Here is a 19,503-nt window from a genome sequence, read left to right on the forward strand (position 1 = left end):
ACATGTTGCAACCCGTTATCATGGCCGGCGGTTCCGGTTCACGTCTGTGGCCTCTATCACGCCAATTAAACCCCAAACAATTTCTCCGGCTTACCAGCGAAAAAGTCTCCATGCTGCAGCAGACCGTACAACGGTTAGAGAACATTGAAATCAGCCTACCTCTTCTTATCTGCAACGAGGAGCATCGTTTTCTGGCAGCTGAGCAGTTGAGGCAAATCGGCTATAAAAACGCTTCCATCATACTTGAGCCCGTGGGACGCAACACGGCCCCGGCTATTGCGTTGGCCGCATTACAACTGACCGCCAAGGGCGAGAACCCACTTATGCTGGTATTGGCTGCTGATCACCTCATCAGTGACACTGCTGCCTTTCACCAGAGTATTGAGCAAGCACTCCCGTTAGCTGAGAGCGGAAAATTGGTCACTTTCGGGATCGTCCCAACCAAAGCCGAAACCGGCTACGGCTATATTGAGCAGGGCGAAAGCTTGGGCAATCACGGCTATACCGTTGCCCGTTTCGTGGAGAAGCCAAACCTGGAAACGGCTGAGGAGTATCTGGCGAGCGGTAAGTTCTTCTGGAATAGTGGAATGTTCATGTTCAAGGCGCAGCGCTACCTTGATGAACTAAAAGCATTTCAGCCCGATATTCTGGAAGCATGCACTAGGGCCATGGACACGCCTTCACACGATCTCGACTTTACTCGTGTCAATGCAGAAGCTTTCGCAGCATGTCCCGACGATTCTATTGACTATGCAGTAATGGAAAGGACTGCTGACGCAGCCATGGTAAGCCTTGACGCAGGCTGGAGCGATATCGGCAGTTGGTCTGCGCTGTGGGAAGTCAGCGAGAAAGACAGCCATGGCAACAGTACTGTCGGCGATGTTATGACGTCGGATACTACCAATTCGCTCATTCGTTCTGAGAACCGTTTGATCGCTACTGTGGGTGTTAGTGACCTAGTCATTGTCGAAACCAAAGACGCCCTGCTGGTCGCTCACAAAGACCGCGTGCAGGATGTGAAAAAGATAGTTGAACGCATCAAGGCTGAGGGTAGACACGAGCACGCCAATCATCGCGAGGTCTATCGCCCATGGGGCGTCTATGATTCCATCGACAGCGGTCATCGCTATCAGGTCAAACGCATCACAGTAAAGCCTAGCGCTAAGCTTTCAGTTCAGATGCACCACCACCGCGCCGAACACTGGATTGTAGTGAGTGGCACTGCAAAGGTGACAAATGGCGAAAAGTCCTATCTCGTCACTGAGAATCAGTCCACTTACATACCCATAGGACAAGTGCACTCACTGGAAAATCCGGGAGTAATTGATCTTGAGCTAATAGAAGTGCAGTCGGGATCCTACCTCGGAGAAGATGATATTGTGCGATTCGAAGATATTTATGGGCGAAATTAAAAACTTAAAAAGCAGGCCTTAAACTTTATTAATTCTGTTTAATGACAACACAAGAGCAACGGCTATACATCCATCCTGAATGATTATACTTTTATTCTCGGTTGCAATATCTAATATTAAAAGTTCTTTATACCTCTTTTAGGCGTTAAGTTAACGGAGTCTCGACATTGGAATTGGACGCCATTTTTACCCTGATCACGGTTGGGGTGGTACTTGTTTCGCTTGCAGCAACACGCATCCCGGCTGACCTCATTCTGATGGGCGCGCTGGCTTTTCTGGTCATCAGCGGGATTCTCAGCGCCCCACAAGCTCTGGCGGGCTTTGCAAACACCGGGGTCATTACTATTGCTACGCTGTACGTAGTTGCCGCCGGACTCAAGGAGACGGGTGCCGTTCAATGGGTGGCATCACGACTGCTGGGGCAGCCGAAATCTGTACGCGGGGCGCAGGTCCGGATGCTACTGCCCACGGGTCTTCTCAGTGCCTTCATGAACAATACAACCGTTGTGGCCATGTTCATTCCTGCCATTCAGGACTGGGCTGCACGGCTGCGTATTTCACCTTCCAAGCTATTACTGCCACTCAGCTACGCCACCATTCTGGGCGGCACCTGCACGCTGATCGGTACCAGTACCAACCTGGTGGTTGATGGACTGCTGCAGAGCAAAACAGGAACGCACCTGGGGCTGTTTGAACTGGCCTGGCTGGGGGTGCCGCTGTTGGGTATAGGGGTTACTTTCCTGGTCCTTTTTGCTGACCGGCTTCTGCCCAATCGTGGTGGTGTAACAGAGCAGCTGGAGCAGGTGCGGGAATATGGCGTAGAAGTCGAAGTGGAATCGCCCGGACCGCTTGTTGGCAAGACCATAGCCCAGGCAGGCTTGCGCAGCCTGACTTACGGCTATCTGACCGAGATTGATCGCCAGGGTCGGCTTATTACCGCAGTAGAACCTGACCGTACGCTGCAAGCCGGTGACAAGCTGTATTTTATTGGCGCACCCGAGTGCGCTACCGAGCTTAGACGCATTCAGGGCTTGAAACCCGCCAATGGTAGTGTTCACAAGCTGGCCATCGCCAACCACCAGCGTTGCATTGTCGAAGTGGTCTTGGGCTCCGAGTTTCCTGCCCTGAACAAGACAGTGCGCGAATCGAAATTCCGCACTCGATTCAATGCGGTGATCCTGTCCGTTTCCCGAGAGGGTAACAGGATCCCCGGCAAACTCGGCGATATCCAATTCCGGGTAGGCGACACCTTGTTGCTGGAAGCCAGCCAGCAGTTTGCCGAACAATACCGATTCCGCAGGGACTTTCTGTTGGTCAGTGCCCTAAACGACTCTACTCCGCCCGACTTCCGCAAGGCGCCTCTGGCCCTAGGCATATTGTTGTCGATGGTACTGATCAGCGCGTTTAGTCTGCTCCCCATCATGGAAGCTGCTTTTATTGCGGCCGGCGCCATGGTGGCTACGCGCTGTATCACCGCCGGGAAGGCCAGGCGTTACATCGATCTGCCAGTACTCATAGTGATAGCAGCCTCGTTTGCGCTTGGCAACGCCATGACGGTGACCGGAGCAGCTCAGTCGATTGCGGGGCTGATCGTCTCAAGCGATAACATATCCCCTTGGCTGGCGCTGGCAGGCATTTACGCTTTAACGGTCTTCTTCACCGAGATAATTACCAATAACGCAGCTGCTGTGCTGATGTTTCCAATCGCCATGGCGGTGGCTGAACTTCTGGGAGTCAATTATCTCCCCTTCGTCATCGCTATCATGTTCGCCGCTTCTGCCAGCTTTATCACGCCACTGGGCTATCAGACCAATTTGATGGTTTATGGCCCAGGCCGCTACAAATTTACCGACTACCTGAGAATTGGCGTTCCGTTAAGCGCACTGATTGGAACTTCATCTGTAATATTGATTCCGTTCATTTGGTCGTTTTGAATTACACAAAAGCACGTTGGTCTTCTGGTCTGTTGATCATTCAATCCTGAATGCTCAGCCCGTATTGAGGGTATTCACTAAAATGCTGAACCGTGATAACGGTATAATCCGTTCAAATGAGCCTTTTCTGGCGGTCTTGCATCGGTGGCTGGACCTCTTTGTAATCGGTGCGGCCTTCCTCGCCGCCCTGTTGTGGCAAGGCACCCGGCAGCATCAAGATCACTGGATCAGCCTACTGGTCACATTGTTTCTGTTTTATCTAATCAACGACTTCAGCCGGCTCTACGGCTCCTGGCGTGGTGAGCACAGTCTGGTTGAGTTACGTAAGGTGGCTGGCAACTGGGCTGCGGCCTTCGCCGGTATGTTCGTAGCGGACTATTTCATCTTCCAAAACAGCCGGCTGCCGGATACCGACCGTATCCTGTGGTTTGTGCTCGGTTTGGCTGGGTTGCTGAGCTATCGGATCTTTTTCCGGGTGGCCATGCGCAGACTTCGTGCCAAGGGCTATAACACCCGTACTGTGGCCATCGCCGGAGCTGGTGAGCTTGGCCAGCGGCTGGCTGACAATATCATCGCCAGCCCATGGATGGGGCTCAATCTGGTCGGCTTTTACGATGATAAGTCAAATGATCCCGTGCGGTTGACCACCCATGAGCAGGATGTCGCTATAAGAGGCACTATGCAGGCCCTGGTGCGCGATGCAAGAGCTGGCATGATCGACAAGGTGTATATCACCCTGCCCATGCGCGCGGAGGAGAAGATCCGCCGCCTGCTTGATGAGCTCAGTGATACTACGGCTTCTGTATACCTGATACCTGACGTGTTTGTATTTGATCTGCTGCACGCTCGCAGTGAAAGTATTAACGGGCTGCCCAGTATCAGCATTTTTGATACGCCCATGGATGGATCGAACCGTATTATCAAGCGGATTGAGGACATCGTTTTGTCGCTGATCATTCTGGCGATTATTGCGGTGCCGATGCTGTTTATTGGATTCTGTGTGCGAATGACGTCCCGCGGGCCGGCGTTGTTCAAGCAGCAGCGCTACGGTATTGATGGCAAGCCGATTGAAGTCTGGAAATTTCGTAGCATGAAGGTGATGGAAAACGGCGCTAAGGTAATACAAGCGACCCAGGGGGATGCTCGGATTACGCCTTTTGGGGCTTTTTTGCGGCGTACTTCCTTGGATGAATTACCGCAGTTTTTGAATGTGTTGCGGGGTGAGATGTCGATTGTGGGGCCAAGACCGCATGCGGTGGCGCACAATGAGGAGTATCGGAAGTTGATCAGTGGTTACATGCTGAGGCACAAGGTAAAGCCAGGTATTACCGGGTGGGCTCAGGTGAATGGCTGGCGTGGTGAGACGGATACGCTGGACAAGATGCGTAAGCGGGTTGAGTGCGACCTGGATTATATAAGGCACTGGTCGTTGTTGTTGGATTTGAAGATTGTGTTTATGACGATTTTTAAGGGGTTTATTAATAAGAATGCTTATTGAGGGTGAGGGTCAAGGTCTAGATCAAGGTCAAGGTCAAGGTCAAGGTCAAAATGGATCCCCGCGTTCGCGAGGATGACGATTTCCTTCCACCACCTGGTCATTCCCGCGCCTCCTCGTCATTCCGGCCCCTCCCCGTCATTCCCGCGAACGCGGGAATCCATCTTTGGGCTTCAACAAAAGCGGGTTTCAGCCTTATTCAGGTGGAGCGCGGTTTCTGCGCCAAGGTCAAAATGGATTCCCGCGTGCGCGGGAATGACGGGGTGGTGGGGGGAAATGGCCGAGCGCATGCTCGGCTTTTGCGTTTGGGCTTACTGATTCTTGATGAAGTCGATCAGGCCGTTGGTGGAGCTGTCGAGGGGGTATTCGGGTTTGGCTTCGTTGCGGATGACGCCGAGGGTTTCGGTGGCGATCTTTTTGCCCATTTCTACGCCCCACTGGTCGAAGGGGTTGATGCCCCAGATGACAGATTGGGCGAATACCTTGTGCTCGTAGGCGGCGATCATGGCGCCCAGGCTGAAGGGGCTGAGCTCTTTCAGCAGGATGGTAGAGCTGGGTTGGTTGCCGCGGTAGCGTTTGTAGTCCGGTAGCTCGCCTTCGCCCTTCAGGGCATCCTCACCCAGGGCAAGCAAACGGGACTGGGCAAGGCAGTTGGCGAGGGCCAGTTCGTGTTGGCGCACCAGCTCTTCCGAATCGCTGTTGTGCATGGCCTCATGGTAACGCAAGGCCGGAGCGATAAAGTCGCAGGTCACCACCTCTGTGCCCTGGTGCAGCAACTGATAGAACGCATGCTGAGCGTTAGGGCCTACTTCACCCCATAAAACCGGGCAGGTGTGGGTCTGCACCATCTGGCCGTCGCGGGTGACGGATTTGCCATTGGATTCCATTTCCAGCTGTTCAAGGTAGGCCGGGAGTTTCTCCAGTCGGCCGTCGTAGGGCAGGATCGCCTGAGCGTTGATGTTCAGGCAGTTGGTATTCCAGATACCTATCAGTGCCATCAGCACCGGTATATTGTTTTGCCAGGGAGCGCTGCGGAAGTGGTTATCCATCAGGTGCGCCCCGGCCAGCAACTGATTGAAGCCGATCATGCCAATACGCAACGCGACCGGTAAACCGATACAGGACCAAAGTGAGTACCGGCCGCCTACCCAGTCCCATATCTGCAGTTGATTTTCCGGGTGAATACCCCAGTCGTTCATTTTCTGCTGGGCAGAAGACACACCAATGAAATGGCAGTGCATCAGCTCATCGCCGCCACCCAGGCTGCGCTCCAACCACACCTTGGCGGTGTTGGCGTTATACAGGGTATCCACAGTGGTGAAGGATTTGGACGAGACGATAAACAGGGTATTCTGTGGCTTGAGCAGCTTGAGCAACTGAGCCAGCTGACTGCCGTCCATAGAGGAAGCAAAATGGATACCCAGGGGCTTGTCACGTATCAGCGTGGAGTCGTTAAGAGCACGGCTAACCATCAGAGGGCCGAGGTCTGAGCCCCCTACCCCGATATTGACCACGTCGGTAATCACCTCACCGGTCATACCGCGCCATTGGCCATTATGAATCTTGCGGACCATGCCGCCCATTTTCTCCAGCTGGGACTGCACACTTGAGAACACGCCTGGCGCTGGATCCTGCAGAGCGGTATCGGCAGGTACGCGCAGCGCCCAGTGCATGGCTGCGCGGTTTTCTGTGCAGTTGATGGGCTCGGCACTGAACAACCGCTCTATCCACTCTTTGAGGTCGCAGGCATCGGCCAGTGAGCCGAGTTTTGCGAGTGCTGAGTTATCGAGGCGCTGCTTGCTGTAATCCAGCAGCATAGGCCCGTGCTTGACGTTCAGTCGTTTGAATCGTTCAGGGTCAGCACTGAACATCTCTGCCAGATGAGTATCCTGCAGGCGTTTGGCCTCGTCAGCCAGTTCGGCCCAGGCTTGCTGAATCGCCGCGTTGCCGGTATCCGGTATCGCTTTGAATGCATTCATCGCCCGACTCCATAATAGGTAAATCCGTATTCCCGCACCGTGGCAGGGTCGTAGACATTTCGACCATCCAGAATAACGGGTGTTCGCATAATTCGCTTGAGCCGTTCGAAATCAGGGCTGCCATATTGTGGCCAATGAGTGAGCACCATCAAACCGTCGACGCCTTCTGCCGCCGTGTAGGGATTGCTGGCGCTAACCAGGTCGGCACGGCTGCCGTAATGTTCGAGAAGCGCAGGGATGGCCTCAGGATCATGGATCTGTACCCGTGCGCCCTGGGCCCAGAGTGCCTCGAGCACGCGTAGCACCGGTGCATTGTCAATTCGGCCAGTGCCTGGCTTGAAGGCCGCGCCCCAGATGCCGATGGTGCGTCCTTGCAGGTCAGTGCGGTAATGCTTCCAGAGCTTGCGAAACAGCAGGTCCTTCTGCCGTTCGTTGATCTCCAATACTTCGTTAAGCAACTCGGAACCGACACCACTGGCTTTTAACGTATCGACCAGGTTGACCACGTTGCTGGCAAAGCCCGGCCCACCAAATCCGACCCCGGGATATAGATAGGCCGGCCCGATACGTGGATCGGCCGCCACGCCCTGGCGCACGTGCTCGATATCCACACCCAGGGAGTCGGCCAGATTGGCCATGTCGTTCATGAAACTGATGCGGGTAACCAGCATGCCGGTGATCGTGAGCTTGGTAAATTCGGCTTCACGCTCTGTCATGACCAGGAAACGATCAACTTCACGACTGAAGGGCCGGTAAATCTCCTTGACCTTGAGTTCTGCGTGGCCATCGCTGCACCCCAGTATGATTTGTGCCGGTTTGCGCAGGCCGTCGATAGCTGAACCTTCCTGCAGGAAATCGGGCAGGCAGACAACAGCGCTGGGATTATCTGGTGTTTCCAATTTGATACGTGACTGCAACAGCTCCGTGAAGCCCACCGGGAACGGTGACTGATTGATGATCAACCAGCGTCGGTCAGGTTTCTGGGTCAGTCGCTGGACGATATTCTCCGCTGCGCTTTCTTCGCCGGTATTCAGGGCTAGGAACACCGCTCGGCTATTTTCGTCCGGCAAGGTACTGAACTCGGAAAAGCTCAGGCGCCCGGCGGTGTGCTCGCCACTGATCAGCTTGCGCAGGCCCGGCTCGCTGTAGGCCGCGTGATTGGCCAATACGCGTTCGCGCACGCGGCCATAGGGTAGGCTTAGTGTCACGTCGTGGCCGACGGACGCCAGGCCGGCAGCTGTGACCAGCGCGCACAGGGTATCTCCGTATACGTCCAGATGCATGACAGTAGAGCTCCCGTTAACGGTGCGCGCGGATCAGTTGGGCAAACTCGTCACCCACCTGAGGATGGCGCAGCGCGTAGGCCAGAGTGGCCTGCAGATAGCCGATCTTGCTGCCGCAGTCGTAGGTTTTGCCCTGCATGCGGTAAGCATCTACCGGCTGCTCGCGCATCAGCGCGGCGATGGCGTCGGTCAATTGAATCTCGTTGCCGGCCCCCGGCTGGGTGGTTGCCAGCAGATCAAAAATACGGGCGGGCAGAACATAACGGCCAACCACGGCCAGGTCCGAAGGGGCATCGGCCTGCTTGGGCTTTTCTACCACACCGGTCATGGTGCAGCTCTGGCCGGCTGCAGGCGGCTTGCCGTCCAGCGCTACCACACCGTATTGCGAGACCTTGTCCATCGGTACCTGTTCGACCATGATCTGCGCGTGCTGGGTTGCACCAAAATTGCGCACCATGGTGGCCAGGTCTGGTTCACTACCGGCGGGCTGGTAGTAATCATCAACCAACACGTCAGGCAGCATTACTGCGAATGGCGAATCGCCAACGACTTCTCGTGCGCACAATACGGCATGGCCCAGACCGAGGGGTTTGCCCTGGCGCACGCTGATCACCCGAACGTCTGCTGGCAAGATCGAACGCAGCACCTTGAGAAGCTCGTCCTTGCCGCGATTGGCCAATTCGGTTTCAAGTTCGTAGTGGACGTCGAAGTGATCTTCAATCGCTCGTTTGGCCGAGTGATTGACCAGCACTATCTCCTTGATGCCGGCTGCTATGGCTTCATTCACCACATACTGAATCACCGGCTTATCCACCACGGTGATCATTTCCTTGGGAATAGCCTTGCTCGCGGGCAGAAAACGGGTGCCTAGACCGGCAACGGGGAGGATGGCTTTTCTTACTGACATTGTGCAGACCTATTGATAAATATAAGGTTTTTAATACATTTTGCAGTTTACATCAGCCAGTTCTGGTCAGACGTTCCATTGGCTCTATGGCATGCAATGGCACTTTCATGTGCTGCTGGCGATGTAACAGGTTTAATAGCAACACAGCACGTTCCATGCCATCTTGCCGGGTAAAGATGGCTTCCAGCTCGTTGAAGGGCCCTTTCACAATGCGCACACGATCACCTGGTTGCAGGATTGGCTTGATAGGTAAGCCCTCGCTGCGCGTTTTGATTGCATGGATGATTTCCGGCGCTACCGTGGTGGGCTGGTGGTCAAATCCAACCAGGCGCAAAACTCCGCGGGTGGAGCGAATGGAGTACCAGTTGTCCGAGATATAGCTCAGATGAATGAACATGTAGCCTGGAAAAAGAGACTCTTCGATACGAACCCGCTTGCCGTGACGCAGGCGCTCAACCGTATGGACCGGTCTATAGCAGGTAAAGTTCTGGTTTTTCAGATTCAGCTCTGCCCGCTCGTCTTGCCGAGCCTTGCACTGAATCAGATACCACTGGGAAACGTTGCGTTTAGGGGCTGGCATCCTGTCCTGCTTGCCGCTTAGACGGCGTTAGTGATTGGGGCAAAGAATGGAGGCGGATCGATCCTGATTCAGCAATCCAAGCGGGATGATGATAATGGGTCGTATGTGACACTTACAAGACTTGACACACAAATGAGAGCGTATAAAACCGAAAGGGTTCAACTCGGACTGCTCGGTCAAGGCACATTTACCACAAGTGTCTTTCCGGCCGAGACAGCGCGTGCCTTGAGCAGCGCGGCCAAGGTGGATTTGGCGTCTTCATCTCCATGCACCAGGCGCACCTCTTCAGGCCAGTGGCGCATATTGGTGATAAAACCAATCAGCCCTGCCTGATCGGCGTGGGCTGAGTAGCCACCCAGAGTGTAGATACCTGCTTTGATGTCATAGCGTTCTCCGTCCAGCTCTACATAACCGCCCTGGGGACCGTATTGCTGAATGATGCTGCCGGGGGTGCCGCGGGCCTGGTAGCCGACGAATACGACGTTGTGCCGTGGATCGTTGAGCATGGCTTTGAGGTAATTGATGACGCGGCCGGCGTTGCACATGCCGCTGCTGGTGATGACGATGGCGGGTTGTCTGGTTTGGGCCAGGCGGTTGACCATGGATTGGTGTTGGGCGTGGGTTTCGACTGTGAGGAGTTGTTCGAAGCCCAGGGGTTGGCGGCCGCTGGTGACACGCTTCAGGGCTTCGGCGTTCCAGTAGGGCGTTAGTTGGCGGTAGAGTTTGGTGAAGCGGGTGGCCAGGGGGGCGTCGAGGATTATCGGGATGTTTTGCCAGGTTTTTTGGCGGGTGCTGGTGATGATGTCTTCGAGTTCGTAGAGGAGCTCCTGGGTGCGACCTATGCTGAAGGCGGGGATTATAACTGTGCCGCCGTCTTGTAGGGCTTGTTCTATTACTTTTTGGAAACGGGCGCGTCTTGTGCGGCGGTTTTCGTGGAGACGGTTACCGTAGGTACTTTCGAGTACCACAACATCTGCTTTGTAAGGTGACTTTGGGGCGGGAAGCATCGGGGCGTGGGGTGCGCCGAGGTCGCCGGAGAATACGATGCGGCGGGTGCGGTTTTGCTGTGGGTAGCTTATGTCGAATTCCACGTAGGCAGAGCCGAGAATATGGCCGGCGCGTTGAAAGCGAATTCGGCAGACAAGATCTTCGCGCTCAATCAGGGTGACCCAGGTTTTATAGGGGTGGCCTTGGAGTCTGGGCTGTACCATCTCAATAAAGCGGGTGGCCAGGCGCTTGTCACGCTTGATACCTACCAGAAAAGCATCCTCCAATACCGTCGGCATCAGCATGGCTGATGGCTCGGTGCAGTGAATATCGCCCTTGTACCCTGCACCAAGCAGCCATGGGATACGCCCTATGTGATCGATGTGCACATGGGTAGCAACAAGCGCCCTGACGCTGGTCAGATCGAATTCGACTGCCAGGTTGTGCGCATCTGCGCCGTTACCGGAGCTCTCGCCGCCCTGAAAGAGCCCGCAATCAATCAGCAGGCTGTCCTGAGGGGTTAACCATAACTGGTGACAGGAGCCAGTAACGCCCTGCACTGCTCCATGGTGCTGTATGTGGGGGTATTGGGTATTCATATGCATTCCTTTGCAAATTCACTTGCTTTTTGAACGGCTATTGCCTTAACTGTGCCGCATACTAATCACATTGATCACAAATTGACGTGATCGAGCGCACACTTTTTGCTTGCACTTTCAAGCAAGGTATTGCCAGCAGGGTTTCCATTAACGGAGATCTGCGTATAATCGAATTTGAATTGCAAATCCGGGAGAATTAAATTATGAAAAAACAAATTTTTGCTCTGGTAACTAGTGGCCTGTTACTCGCTTCTGCGGGTGCCTTTGCTCAAACCCCAACAGGTGAAGCACCTGGCGCAAGCGCCAATGCTGGCCAAGGCGCTGGTAGCGGTGCTGGTGCAGCGCCAGGCGCAGCGCCCGGTGTTGGTACAGGCGGCGCAGCAGCAGGCGCAGGTGCAGCTGGCGGCCTTGGAGTTGGTACCCTAGCAGTTGGTGTAGCTGTTGCAGGGGCTGCAGCTGCTGCAGCTGCTGATGATGGCGGCGGCTCTACTGGTACCACCGGTACTACCGGCACTAACTGATAGAGTTTGTTGTCAGTGATGGAAGCCACCTGAAACATTGTTTTAGGTGGCTTTTTTATGTTCGATTCCGAAAATTCAAATAAAGACTCCATACGATGACCAGATTCCCGCTAGTCGCTTTGGGCGCTTCTGTACTACTTTTGCAGGCGTGCATGTTTTCCCCCGGTATGCACATGGACACGGACCGTTTGATCAGCGATGACTCAGCTGAAGACAGCATGGTAGAGATGGTGCAGATAACACCAAAGCTGATTGCCCAGGATCAGGCCAGCAATGCGGAAAAAACGATGATTCCACCTGAGCTGCTTTCCTATGAGCCAGAGAATTATCGCATTGGACCGAATGACGCTCTATTTATCACAGTCTGGGATCACCCTGAACTGACCACTCCTGGCGGCCCACAGCAAACAGAAGCGGCGAACGCCCGCGTCGTTCGTGACGATGGCACACTGTTTTATCCTTTTGTGGGTAACGTAGAGGTAGCAGGCCTTACGCTTGAGGAACTGCGAGAAATCATCACCAAGCGCTTGGCCCGCTACATCGAACAACCCCAGGTCGACGTCAATGTGCTGGGATATAACAGCCAGAAAATCGATATCAGCGGCGCATTTGTGAATCCGGGTTTTTTGCCAGTCGACTCAACTCAGCTCACATTATTGCAAGCTGTGGGACTCGCACAGATCGACCAGCAGCGTGCCGACCTATCCAATCTAGTATTGGTGCGTGACGGAGTCACTTACACTCTGGACTACGACCGCCTGAGCAGCAACGATAGCCGCATCGGTCAGATTTATCTGCGCGCCGGTGACAAGCTGCACATGGGCTTGAACGATAACCGTAAGATCTTTGTCATGGGTGAAGTAAGTGCACCTGAAGCCATCCCATACCGCACCAGCCGTATGACGCTGACCGAAGTGCTGGGTTCAGTTGGTGGCCCCCTGCCCACATCGGCTAGCGGCAAGGATGTGTATGTGATCCGTGGTGTCGAGAACCTCGCAACCGATAAAGCCACTGTTTTCCAGCTTAATGCTAAATCGCCCTCTGCCTTCATTCTGGCTAATCAGTTTGAAATGCAGCCACAGGATGTGGTGTTTGTTGGCGCTGCCGAGATCACACGCTGGAACCGTTTCATCAGCCAGTTGTTCCCCTCAGCTAACATCTTGCGCACCTCTGTGCTGATCAACGAAGACATCGGCAGCAACGATAACTGAGCAAGGGACTGGCCACGTAGTGAATAACCTCTTTCGTTTGGGCGCTAGCTGCCTGACGGCACTGTTGCTGTCAGGCTGTAACTCGCTGATGACCGATTCCTATGAGTCGATCAAGCTGGCAGTCAGTGGCCCTGAACCGCTGGTTACTGCCGAGTACGTCAATACTCTGGATCGACCTGGCTTGGTGGTTCAACTGGTGCAATCTGAAGCGCTACTCATCAGAGCCGCTGAAAGCCAGGGCACTGCCGAGTGGCACGGACTTGAGCAGATGCTGGTGACCCAGAACGGCCGAGTGATTCAGGCTGCGGGCCTGCCCGATGGGAGTGACGTACTGGCGCCAATGATGGCCGCTGATCCATTTCGCGGCGATCTTCGTACTATTGGGCAAGTCGAAGTTGTGCGGACCGTGGATTACCCGGATCGGTTTTTGACCGGCATTCCGCAAATCGCGTCCTATGAGTTGGGCCCAGAGGAAGCCATTCAGGTAATGGGCAGGGAAATTCAACTGCAACGCCTGGATGAAAACATAAGCATGCCTGCACTGGATTTCACCGCTACCAATTACTACTGGTTTGACCCTGCCACGGGCAAGGTAATAGCCAGCGTGCAACATGTTGCGCCAGGCCTGCCCCCCATGCGACTGACTGAAGTGCGTCCGGCGGGGTTTCAGGAATGAATCGTTCTTTTTTGAGTTTGGGGTGTTTTCTTCTTTTCAGTATTTTTTCAGTTCATGCTCTGGCTCAAACAGCAGGCAATAGTGAAGCTAGGGCCGCACTGCCTGACGAAAACAGGATAGTGGTGCAGATTGACGGTCAGGTGCTCAACCCCGGCACATTTGCGTTTCCGATGGGTGCTCGGCTGAGCCAGGCTGCTGCTACCGGCCAGGTGAGTGCCAATGCCTGGTTTCTGGGCGCCGCCCTTTTACGCAAAGACGCAGTAGAAGACCAGGTGCGACTCAAGGCTGGCGTTCTATTTGAATTGCAGGTCAACGCAGTACATGCCAAGGCAGAGGGTAACGCTCCCTTGCTGGAGCTGGCCGAGCGCCTGCATGCCCTGGTAGAGCCCATGCCTGTTACTGGCCGCGTAGTGGCTGAAATGAATCCCCTCGCTCAACTACTGCCGCAGAATAACCAATTACTGCGTGACGGTGATCAGTTGCGCTATCCGCGGCGCCCCGATCAAATTCGCGTGATAGGCGCGGTAAAACGCGAATGCGTCTTGCCTTATGTACCCGGCGAACAACCCGTTGCTTACCTGGAGAGCTGCCCGCGACATGATATGGCTGATCCCAGTCTTGTGTATTTAGTGCAGCCGGATGGAAGTGTCAGCAAGGCCTCCGTCGCCTACTGGAACGCCCAACCTGCCAATTTGGCTGTCGGGGGAATCGTTTTTGTACCGTTGCAACGGAATATCCTCTCGCCGGAAGCGACGGGCCTGAATGAAGATTTCACCGCACTGCTCGCAACACAGTATCAATTGGGAGGCCGCTTTGATGAGTAAAGCTGCTGCTTCCTCCCTTGTAGCATCACTGAGTATGGCCTGCCTTATCTTGCCAGCTCAGGCGCTCGCGGATCGTTACAGCACCACACAGCATGACTTTGGCGGTGTAGGCTTGTTGCAGACGCCGACAGCCCGTATGGCGCCCGTGGGTGAGTTTAGTTTTAATGCCAACAGAACATCACCCTACAGCCGTTACAGCGTTTCAGTACAACCGTTTTCATGGCTTGAAGGCACTATACGTTATATGGCAATCAGCAATAGGGAATACGCCGTATCTACTACTGGACAGAGCTATAAAGATAAGGCCGTAGATGTAAAGGTCCGACTACTGCAGGAAAACTATTGGTTACCTGACGTGGCCTTTGGTATGCGTGACGTCGGCGGTACCGGTTTGTTCGCCAGTGAGTACTTTGTCGCTAACAAGCGATTCTACGACCTCGACTTCAGTCTCGGTTTTGCTTGGGGCTACATCGGCAACCGCGGTGACGTGACCAACCCGCTGGCGATTTTGGGTGGTAACTTCAACGAGCGCCCCGGTCGAACCTCGGATCAAGTGGGTGATTTTAACCAGGATGCCTATTTCAAAGGCCGCCCAGGTATATTCGGTGGCGTTGAATACCAGACTCCCTGGGAACCCTTGCGACTGAAGCTCGAGCTCGACGGTAACGACTATCAATCTGAACCTCAAGAAAACAATCAGGCCCAAGACTCACCTATTAACATAGGTGCAGTCTACAAATACAGCGACGGCATCTCCTTTACTGCAGGCTGGGAGCGCGGTAATACCGCGATGATCGGTATTACCCTGCGTACCAACCTGTCTGATGCCTTGACGCCTAAAACACTGGATCCAGAGGTAGAACCGCGGCAAGCACTCCCCGCTGGTGTGAGCGCCAAAACCATAGACTGGGCTAATGTCAGCGATCGTTTGCGCGAGAATGCCGGCTTTGAAGTAGAAACCATTGAAGAAAAGAATGGCGAGCTGATCGTTACCGGTGAGCAAAAGGTTTTCCGTAACGAAGCCCAGGGCCTGGGCCGGGCCAGCCGGATTCTGGATAACAGCGCAGGCGAAGGCACCTATGACTGGTACACCCTGGTCAACAAGCCCCGCGGCATGGCGGTGACCGAGACCAGCATCGACGCGGGCAAGTTGCGCGATCTGCGTGATAACCGGATTGATGACGCTGAAATGCGCCGTTCCGTGGTAAATGCCACGCCAAGCGTTCTGAACACCGAGCTTCTGCACACCGAGCCTCTGGACAAGTTTACCTACGGCGTTTCCCTAGGCTATAACCAGAACGTGGGTGGACCTGACGGCTTTATTCTGTATCAGTTCCTGGCGCGTCTCACCAGTGAGTACCGCTTCAGTCGCAACCAGTGGATTCACACCAGCGTGGCTGCCAACTTGCTGGATAACTTCGACAAGTTCCGCTACGACGCCCCAAGCCAGTTGCCGCGGGTGCGTACCAATATCCGTGAATACCTGACCAGCTCGGATGTGGTGATCGAAAGTCTGCAATACACCCACACCAAGCGTCTTGACCGTGATCTGTATGCGTCTGCCTATGCGGGCATGCTGGAAAGTATGTTCGGCGGTGTGGGTGGTGAGCTGCTGTTCCGGCCGCATAACGATAACTGGGCTGTGGGTGTGGATGTGAACTGGGTGCGCCAGCGTGGCTTCAAGCAGGATCTGAGCTTCCGCGATTATTCCACCTTGACCGGCCACGTGACCGGCTATGTGCAGACCAGTTTCTACGATGTGCTGGCCAAGGGCAGCGTGGGCCGCTATCTGGCTGGTGATTACGGTGCAACGCTGGACCTATCGCGGCGCTACAAGAACGGTATTTCCGTGGGTGCCTGGGTAACGCGTACCAACGTGTCGGCTGAAGAGTTTGGTGAGGGTAGCTTCGACAAGGGCGTGTACTTCTCCTTCCCGTTCGATGCGTTCTTTGCCCGCTCGTCCAAGTCCAGCGGTACCATCGCCTGGAACCCCCTGACCCGTGACGGTGGCGCCCGCCTGGCGCGACGCTACCAGCTGTATGACATGACCCGTTCCGCTGACATGAGCCGTTTCAACGACGGCTACGACAGCCTGAGGGATTGACCGTGCTGATATGTGGGTAAGACTTATGCGCCAATGGGCGCGGTATCGCACGGTGTTCAAGGTTATATTTTTTACGGTACTCGGCCTGGGCATCTACCTGGGCATGAGCCCCACCCCGCCCCCGGCAACCGCTGGTTGGCACTCGTATTTCTATCACGCCGGTGGCCTATTCGCCTGCACGGTCCTCAACTTCCTCGCCTTCCCCAGGTGGTATTGGTGGGTGCGTGGACTGTTGATGTTTATGGTGGGTGTGGCTGTGGAATATGTGCAGAGTTTTCATCCGACGCGGTCGGCTGATATTACTGACATTTATGCCAATACGGCTGGGGTGGTTGTGGGGTTGGTGATGGTTTGGTTGTTTCAGTTGTGGCGTGGATCGCGCCGTCCCGCTCAGTAAGGCACAAACCCGCTTTTTTGAAACCCACAATGGATCCCCGCGTTCGCGAGGATGACAACCACTACCCGTCATTCCCGCGTCCTACCACGTTATTCCCACCCCCTCCCCGTCATTCCCGCGAAGGCGGGAATCCATTTTGACTTTAAAAAGCGGGTTTGAGCATTTGCACTCAGCTACGCTTCTTCGGCGGTGCCAATCCATCTGACGTTGTCACCACCTGCCCCTGGGGCGTGGCGGGTTTGCGTTTGGCGGCGGGTTTGCCGGTTTTGGGGCGTTTTTTGCCGTCTTTTTTCTTGTCGTCTTTCTTTTTCTTGCTACCCACCGGCTTACCCGAGGCTTTGGTTTTCTTCGGGCCTTTGTAGTTGCCGACCAGCTCCTTGATGGTGCGGCGCTCGAACTGCCTGCGCAGGTAGCGCTCGATGCTGCACATCAGGTTCCATTCGTGGGGTGCTACCAGGGAGATGGCGATACCTTCGGCCCCTGCCCTGCCGGTGCGGCCGATGCGGTGCAGGTAATCGTCGCCACTGCGCGGCATGTCAAAGTTGATGACCAGGTCCAGCTCGTCGATGTCCAGTCCGCGGGCCGCGACGTCGGTGGCGACCAGGACGCCTACATGACCCTGCTTGAGGCGCTCTATGGCCAGCTTGCGGTCTTTCTGGTCTTTCTCGCCGTGCAGCACGTATACACGCAGGTCCATGGCTCTTAGAACGCCGTTGAGGCGGTCAGCCATGATGCGGGTGTTGGTGAAGACGATGGCTTTGCCGGGGCTTTCATTAACCAACAGCCACTTGAGCAGCGCTTCCTTGTGGGCCTGGTCGTCAGCGGCGATAACCTGCTGGGTGATGGCTGGGGTGTCGTCGCGTACGGTATTGAGCTGTAACAGACGTGGTGTGCGCTGCACCTCTTCAACTACACGCCGCAGTGCTGCACTGCCCTTGGTGGCGGAGAACAGCAGCGTCTGTCGCTCCGGCGGGCAGGCGTTGGCGAGTTTCATCACGTCTTCGGTAAAGCCCATGTCGAGCATGCGGTCTGCTTCGTCGAGGACCAGTACCTGGATATCGGACAGGATCAAGCTCCCGGCGGCCAGGTGCTCGAGGGCGCGGCCGGGGGTGGCGATGATGATGTCGGGGTTCTTGCGCATCTTGGCGGATTGGACCTTGAAGTCTTCGCCACCGGTGATGAGTTCAGCCTTGATAAAGGTGAACTTGGCGAATTTCTGCACTTCGCTGATGATCTGCCGCGCGAGTTCACGCGTGGGCAGCAAGATCAACGCCCGCGGCGCCATGGCCTGGCTGTCGTCGGTCATCAGGCGCTGCAGAAGAGGCACTACAAATGCCGCTGTCTTGCCACTGCCGGTCTGGGCAATCACATGCAGGTCATCACCCGCAATCGCAGGCGGAATGGCTGCCTGTTGAACCTCGGTGGGTTTGTCGAAAGACAGTTCTTCGATGCCTTTGAGCAGACGTTCGTGCAGGGCAAATTCGCTAAACAAGGATGCTTCCCTCTGGTACGGCAGTAATCGGATTTGATGGTGGGTAGTGTAACACTAGACAGACATCGTCATCCTCGAACCTCTTAGACAACGTCATCCTCGCGAAGGCGGGGATCCATTTTGGGTTTAAAAAGCGGGTTTCAGCATTTTGTGTGCGGGTTTGCGAGCCAGAACCCAAGGTCAAAATGGGTTCCCGCGTGCGCGGGAATGACGCCCCCCCTTTCGTCATCCTCGCGTACGCGTGGATCCATTTTGGGTTTCAAGCAAGCGGGTTTCAGCATTATGTGTGCGGGTTCGCGGGCCAGAACCCAAGGTCAAAATGGGTTCCCGCCTTCGCGGGAATGACGCCCCCCCTTCGTCATCCTCGCGAAGGCGGGGATCCATTTTGGGTTTAAAAAGCGGGTTTCAGCATTATTTGGGCGAAAAGCTTGCATAAAAAAAGGGACATCCGAAGATGTCCCTTAAATCCCAAACAACTACTTGAGCAGCTTTACACCTTAACGAATACCCGAGGAGCGCAGGGCTGCCGGGGTAAACTGGTTGTAGCTTGGCTCGAAGTCGAACTGCGGTGCAGAGACTTCTTCGGTGTACATGCCCAGGGCGATGTAGCGACCGGCCAGCAGGTCATACAGGGTCTCGATGGAGTAACCCGGGATCTTCTCGTTGTAGTTGAAGGCGATATGGCCCTCGCCTACACGCCAGAGCGTGCCACGACCGTCGTAGTGATCAGCCAGGTTGATCATCCACGAGTCTTCGTCCATGAAGAAGTTACGCTGGGCGTAGATGTGGCGTTGGCCGGCTTTCACGTTGCCCTGAACTTCCCACACGCGGTGCAGCTCGAAGCGGGTGTGTTCGGGGTTGATGTGGCCTGCTTTCAGCACATCGTCATAGCTGACGTCACGCTGGGTCATCTTGTAGCTGTTGTAAGGTACAAAGACTTCCTTCTTGCCAATCATTTTCCAGTCATAACGGTCAGGTGCGCCGTTGTACATGGCGAAGTTGTCAGATGTACGCATACCATCCGATGCAGTACCCGGGCCGTCATAAGCTACCTGAGGTGCGCGACGTACGCGACGCTGGCCGGCGTTGTAAACCCACGCCA

General features: G+C 55.1%; 16 protein-coding genes. 9 read left to right on the plus strand and 7 right to left on the minus strand.

Annotated elements, in window-relative coordinates; translation table 11 throughout:
* Positions 1-2 precede the first annotated feature (2 nt).
* From IEV54_RS07850 to IEV54_RS07860, 3 genes are all read left to right on the plus strand, one after another.
* Positions 3-1,412 (plus strand): mannose-1-phosphate guanylyltransferase/mannose-6-phosphate isomerase, encoded by a 1,410-nt coding sequence (locus IEV54_RS07850; RefSeq protein ID WP_150278562.1) that lies wholly within the window; start codon positions 3-5, stop codon positions 1,410-1,412.
* 167 nt (positions 1,413-1,579) lie between these two features.
* On the plus strand, positions 1,580-3,346 hold the full coding sequence (locus tag IEV54_RS07855) for an SLC13 family permease (protein ID WP_150278563.1): 1,767 nt from the start codon (positions 1,580-1,582) through the stop codon (positions 3,344-3,346).
* Between the two features lie 82 nt (positions 3,347-3,428).
* Positions 3,429-4,844, plus strand: a complete 1,416-nt coding sequence (locus tag IEV54_RS07860) for an undecaprenyl-phosphate glucose phosphotransferase (protein WP_150278564.1) — start codon at positions 3,429-3,431, stop codon at positions 4,842-4,844.
* A 308-nt stretch (positions 4,845-5,152) separates the two neighbouring features.
* On the opposite strand, the gene pgi is transcribed toward IEV54_RS07860, so the two are convergent.
* The 5 genes from pgi to IEV54_RS07885 form a co-directional block, all read right to left on the minus strand.
* On the minus strand, positions 5,153-6,820 hold the full coding sequence (pgi, locus tag IEV54_RS07865; RefSeq protein ID WP_150278565.1) for a glucose-6-phosphate isomerase: 1,668 nt from the start codon (positions 6,818-6,820) through the stop codon (positions 5,153-5,155).
* Positions 6,817-8,103 (minus strand): UDP-glucose dehydrogenase family protein, encoded by a 1,287-nt coding sequence (locus IEV54_RS07870; protein WP_150278566.1) that lies wholly within the window; start codon positions 8,101-8,103, stop codon positions 6,817-6,819. Before IEV54_RS07870 ends, pgi begins: the two co-directional genes overlap by 4 nt.
* A 16-nt stretch (positions 8,104-8,119) precedes the next feature.
* On the minus strand, positions 8,120-9,010 hold the full coding sequence (gene galU / locus IEV54_RS07875; RefSeq protein ID WP_150278567.1) for a UTP--glucose-1-phosphate uridylyltransferase GalU: 891 nt from the start codon (positions 9,008-9,010) through the stop codon (positions 8,120-8,122).
* Between the two features lie 52 nt (positions 9,011-9,062).
* Entirely contained in the window at positions 9,063-9,590 is a 528-nt protein-coding gene (gene rfaH, locus IEV54_RS07880) for a transcription/translation regulatory transformer protein RfaH (protein WP_150278568.1), read from the minus strand.
* Positions 9,591-9,766: 176 nt separating this feature from the next.
* A complete protein-coding gene (locus IEV54_RS07885; RefSeq protein ID WP_150278569.1) occupies positions 9,767-11,176 on the minus strand; it encodes an MBL fold metallo-hydrolase RNA specificity domain-containing protein in 1,410 nt (469 codons plus the stop codon).
* 234 nt (positions 11,177-11,410) lie between these two features.
* Here IEV54_RS07885 and IEV54_RS07890 point away from each other — a divergent pair, with 234 nt between their 5' ends.
* The 6 genes from IEV54_RS07890 (at position 11,411) to IEV54_RS07915 (ending at position 16,909) form a co-directional block, all read left to right on the plus strand.
* Positions 11,411-11,602 (plus strand): hypothetical protein, encoded by a 192-nt coding sequence (locus IEV54_RS07890; RefSeq protein WP_188434369.1) that lies wholly within the window; start codon positions 11,411-11,413, stop codon positions 11,600-11,602.
* Between the two features lie 268 nt (positions 11,603-11,870).
* Complete coding sequence (locus tag IEV54_RS07895) at positions 11,871-12,908, plus strand: polysaccharide biosynthesis/export family protein (protein ID WP_373286431.1); 1,038 nt, start codon at positions 11,871-11,873, stop codon at positions 12,906-12,908.
* Positions 12,909-12,996: 88 nt separating this feature from the next.
* Positions 12,997-13,584 carry a YjbF family lipoprotein gene (locus IEV54_RS07900; RefSeq protein ID WP_150278572.1) on the plus strand — a complete coding sequence of 196 codons (588 nt, stop codon included), beginning with the start codon at positions 12,997-12,999 and terminating at the stop codon, positions 13,582-13,584.
* A gap of 122 nt (positions 13,585-13,706) precedes the next feature.
* Positions 13,707-14,408, plus strand: a complete 702-nt coding sequence (locus tag IEV54_RS07905; protein ID WP_188434371.1) for a capsule biosynthesis GfcC family protein — start codon at positions 13,707-13,709, stop codon at positions 14,406-14,408.
* Positions 14,401-16,512 carry a YjbH domain-containing protein gene (locus IEV54_RS07910; protein ID WP_223825510.1) on the plus strand — a complete coding sequence of 704 codons (2,112 nt, stop codon included), beginning with the start codon at positions 14,401-14,403 and terminating at the stop codon, positions 16,510-16,512. Before IEV54_RS07905 ends, IEV54_RS07910 begins: the two co-directional genes overlap by 8 nt.
* 10 nt (positions 16,513-16,522) lie before the next feature.
* A complete protein-coding gene (locus IEV54_RS07915) occupies positions 16,523-16,909 on the plus strand; it encodes a VanZ family protein (RefSeq protein WP_150278574.1) in 387 nt (128 codons plus the stop codon).
* Between the two features lie 169 nt (positions 16,910-17,078).
* Here IEV54_RS07915 and IEV54_RS07920 read toward each other — a convergent pair whose 3' ends face one another.
* Positions 17,079-18,401: a DEAD/DEAH box helicase gene (locus tag IEV54_RS07920; RefSeq protein WP_150278575.1), complete on the minus strand. Its 1,323-nt coding sequence runs from the start codon at positions 18,399-18,401 to the stop codon at positions 17,079-17,081.
* 497 nt (positions 18,402-18,898) lie between these two features.
* Positions 18,899-19,503, minus strand: a 605-nt coding sequence (locus tag IEV54_RS07925; protein ID WP_188434372.1) for a DUF1329 domain-containing protein, incomplete at its 5' end; no start/stop codon positions are given.

The sequence above is a fragment of the Halopseudomonas salina genome (assembly GCF_014637955.1).
Classification (GTDB): domain Bacteria; phylum Pseudomonadota; class Gammaproteobacteria; order Pseudomonadales; family Pseudomonadaceae; genus Halopseudomonas; species Halopseudomonas salina.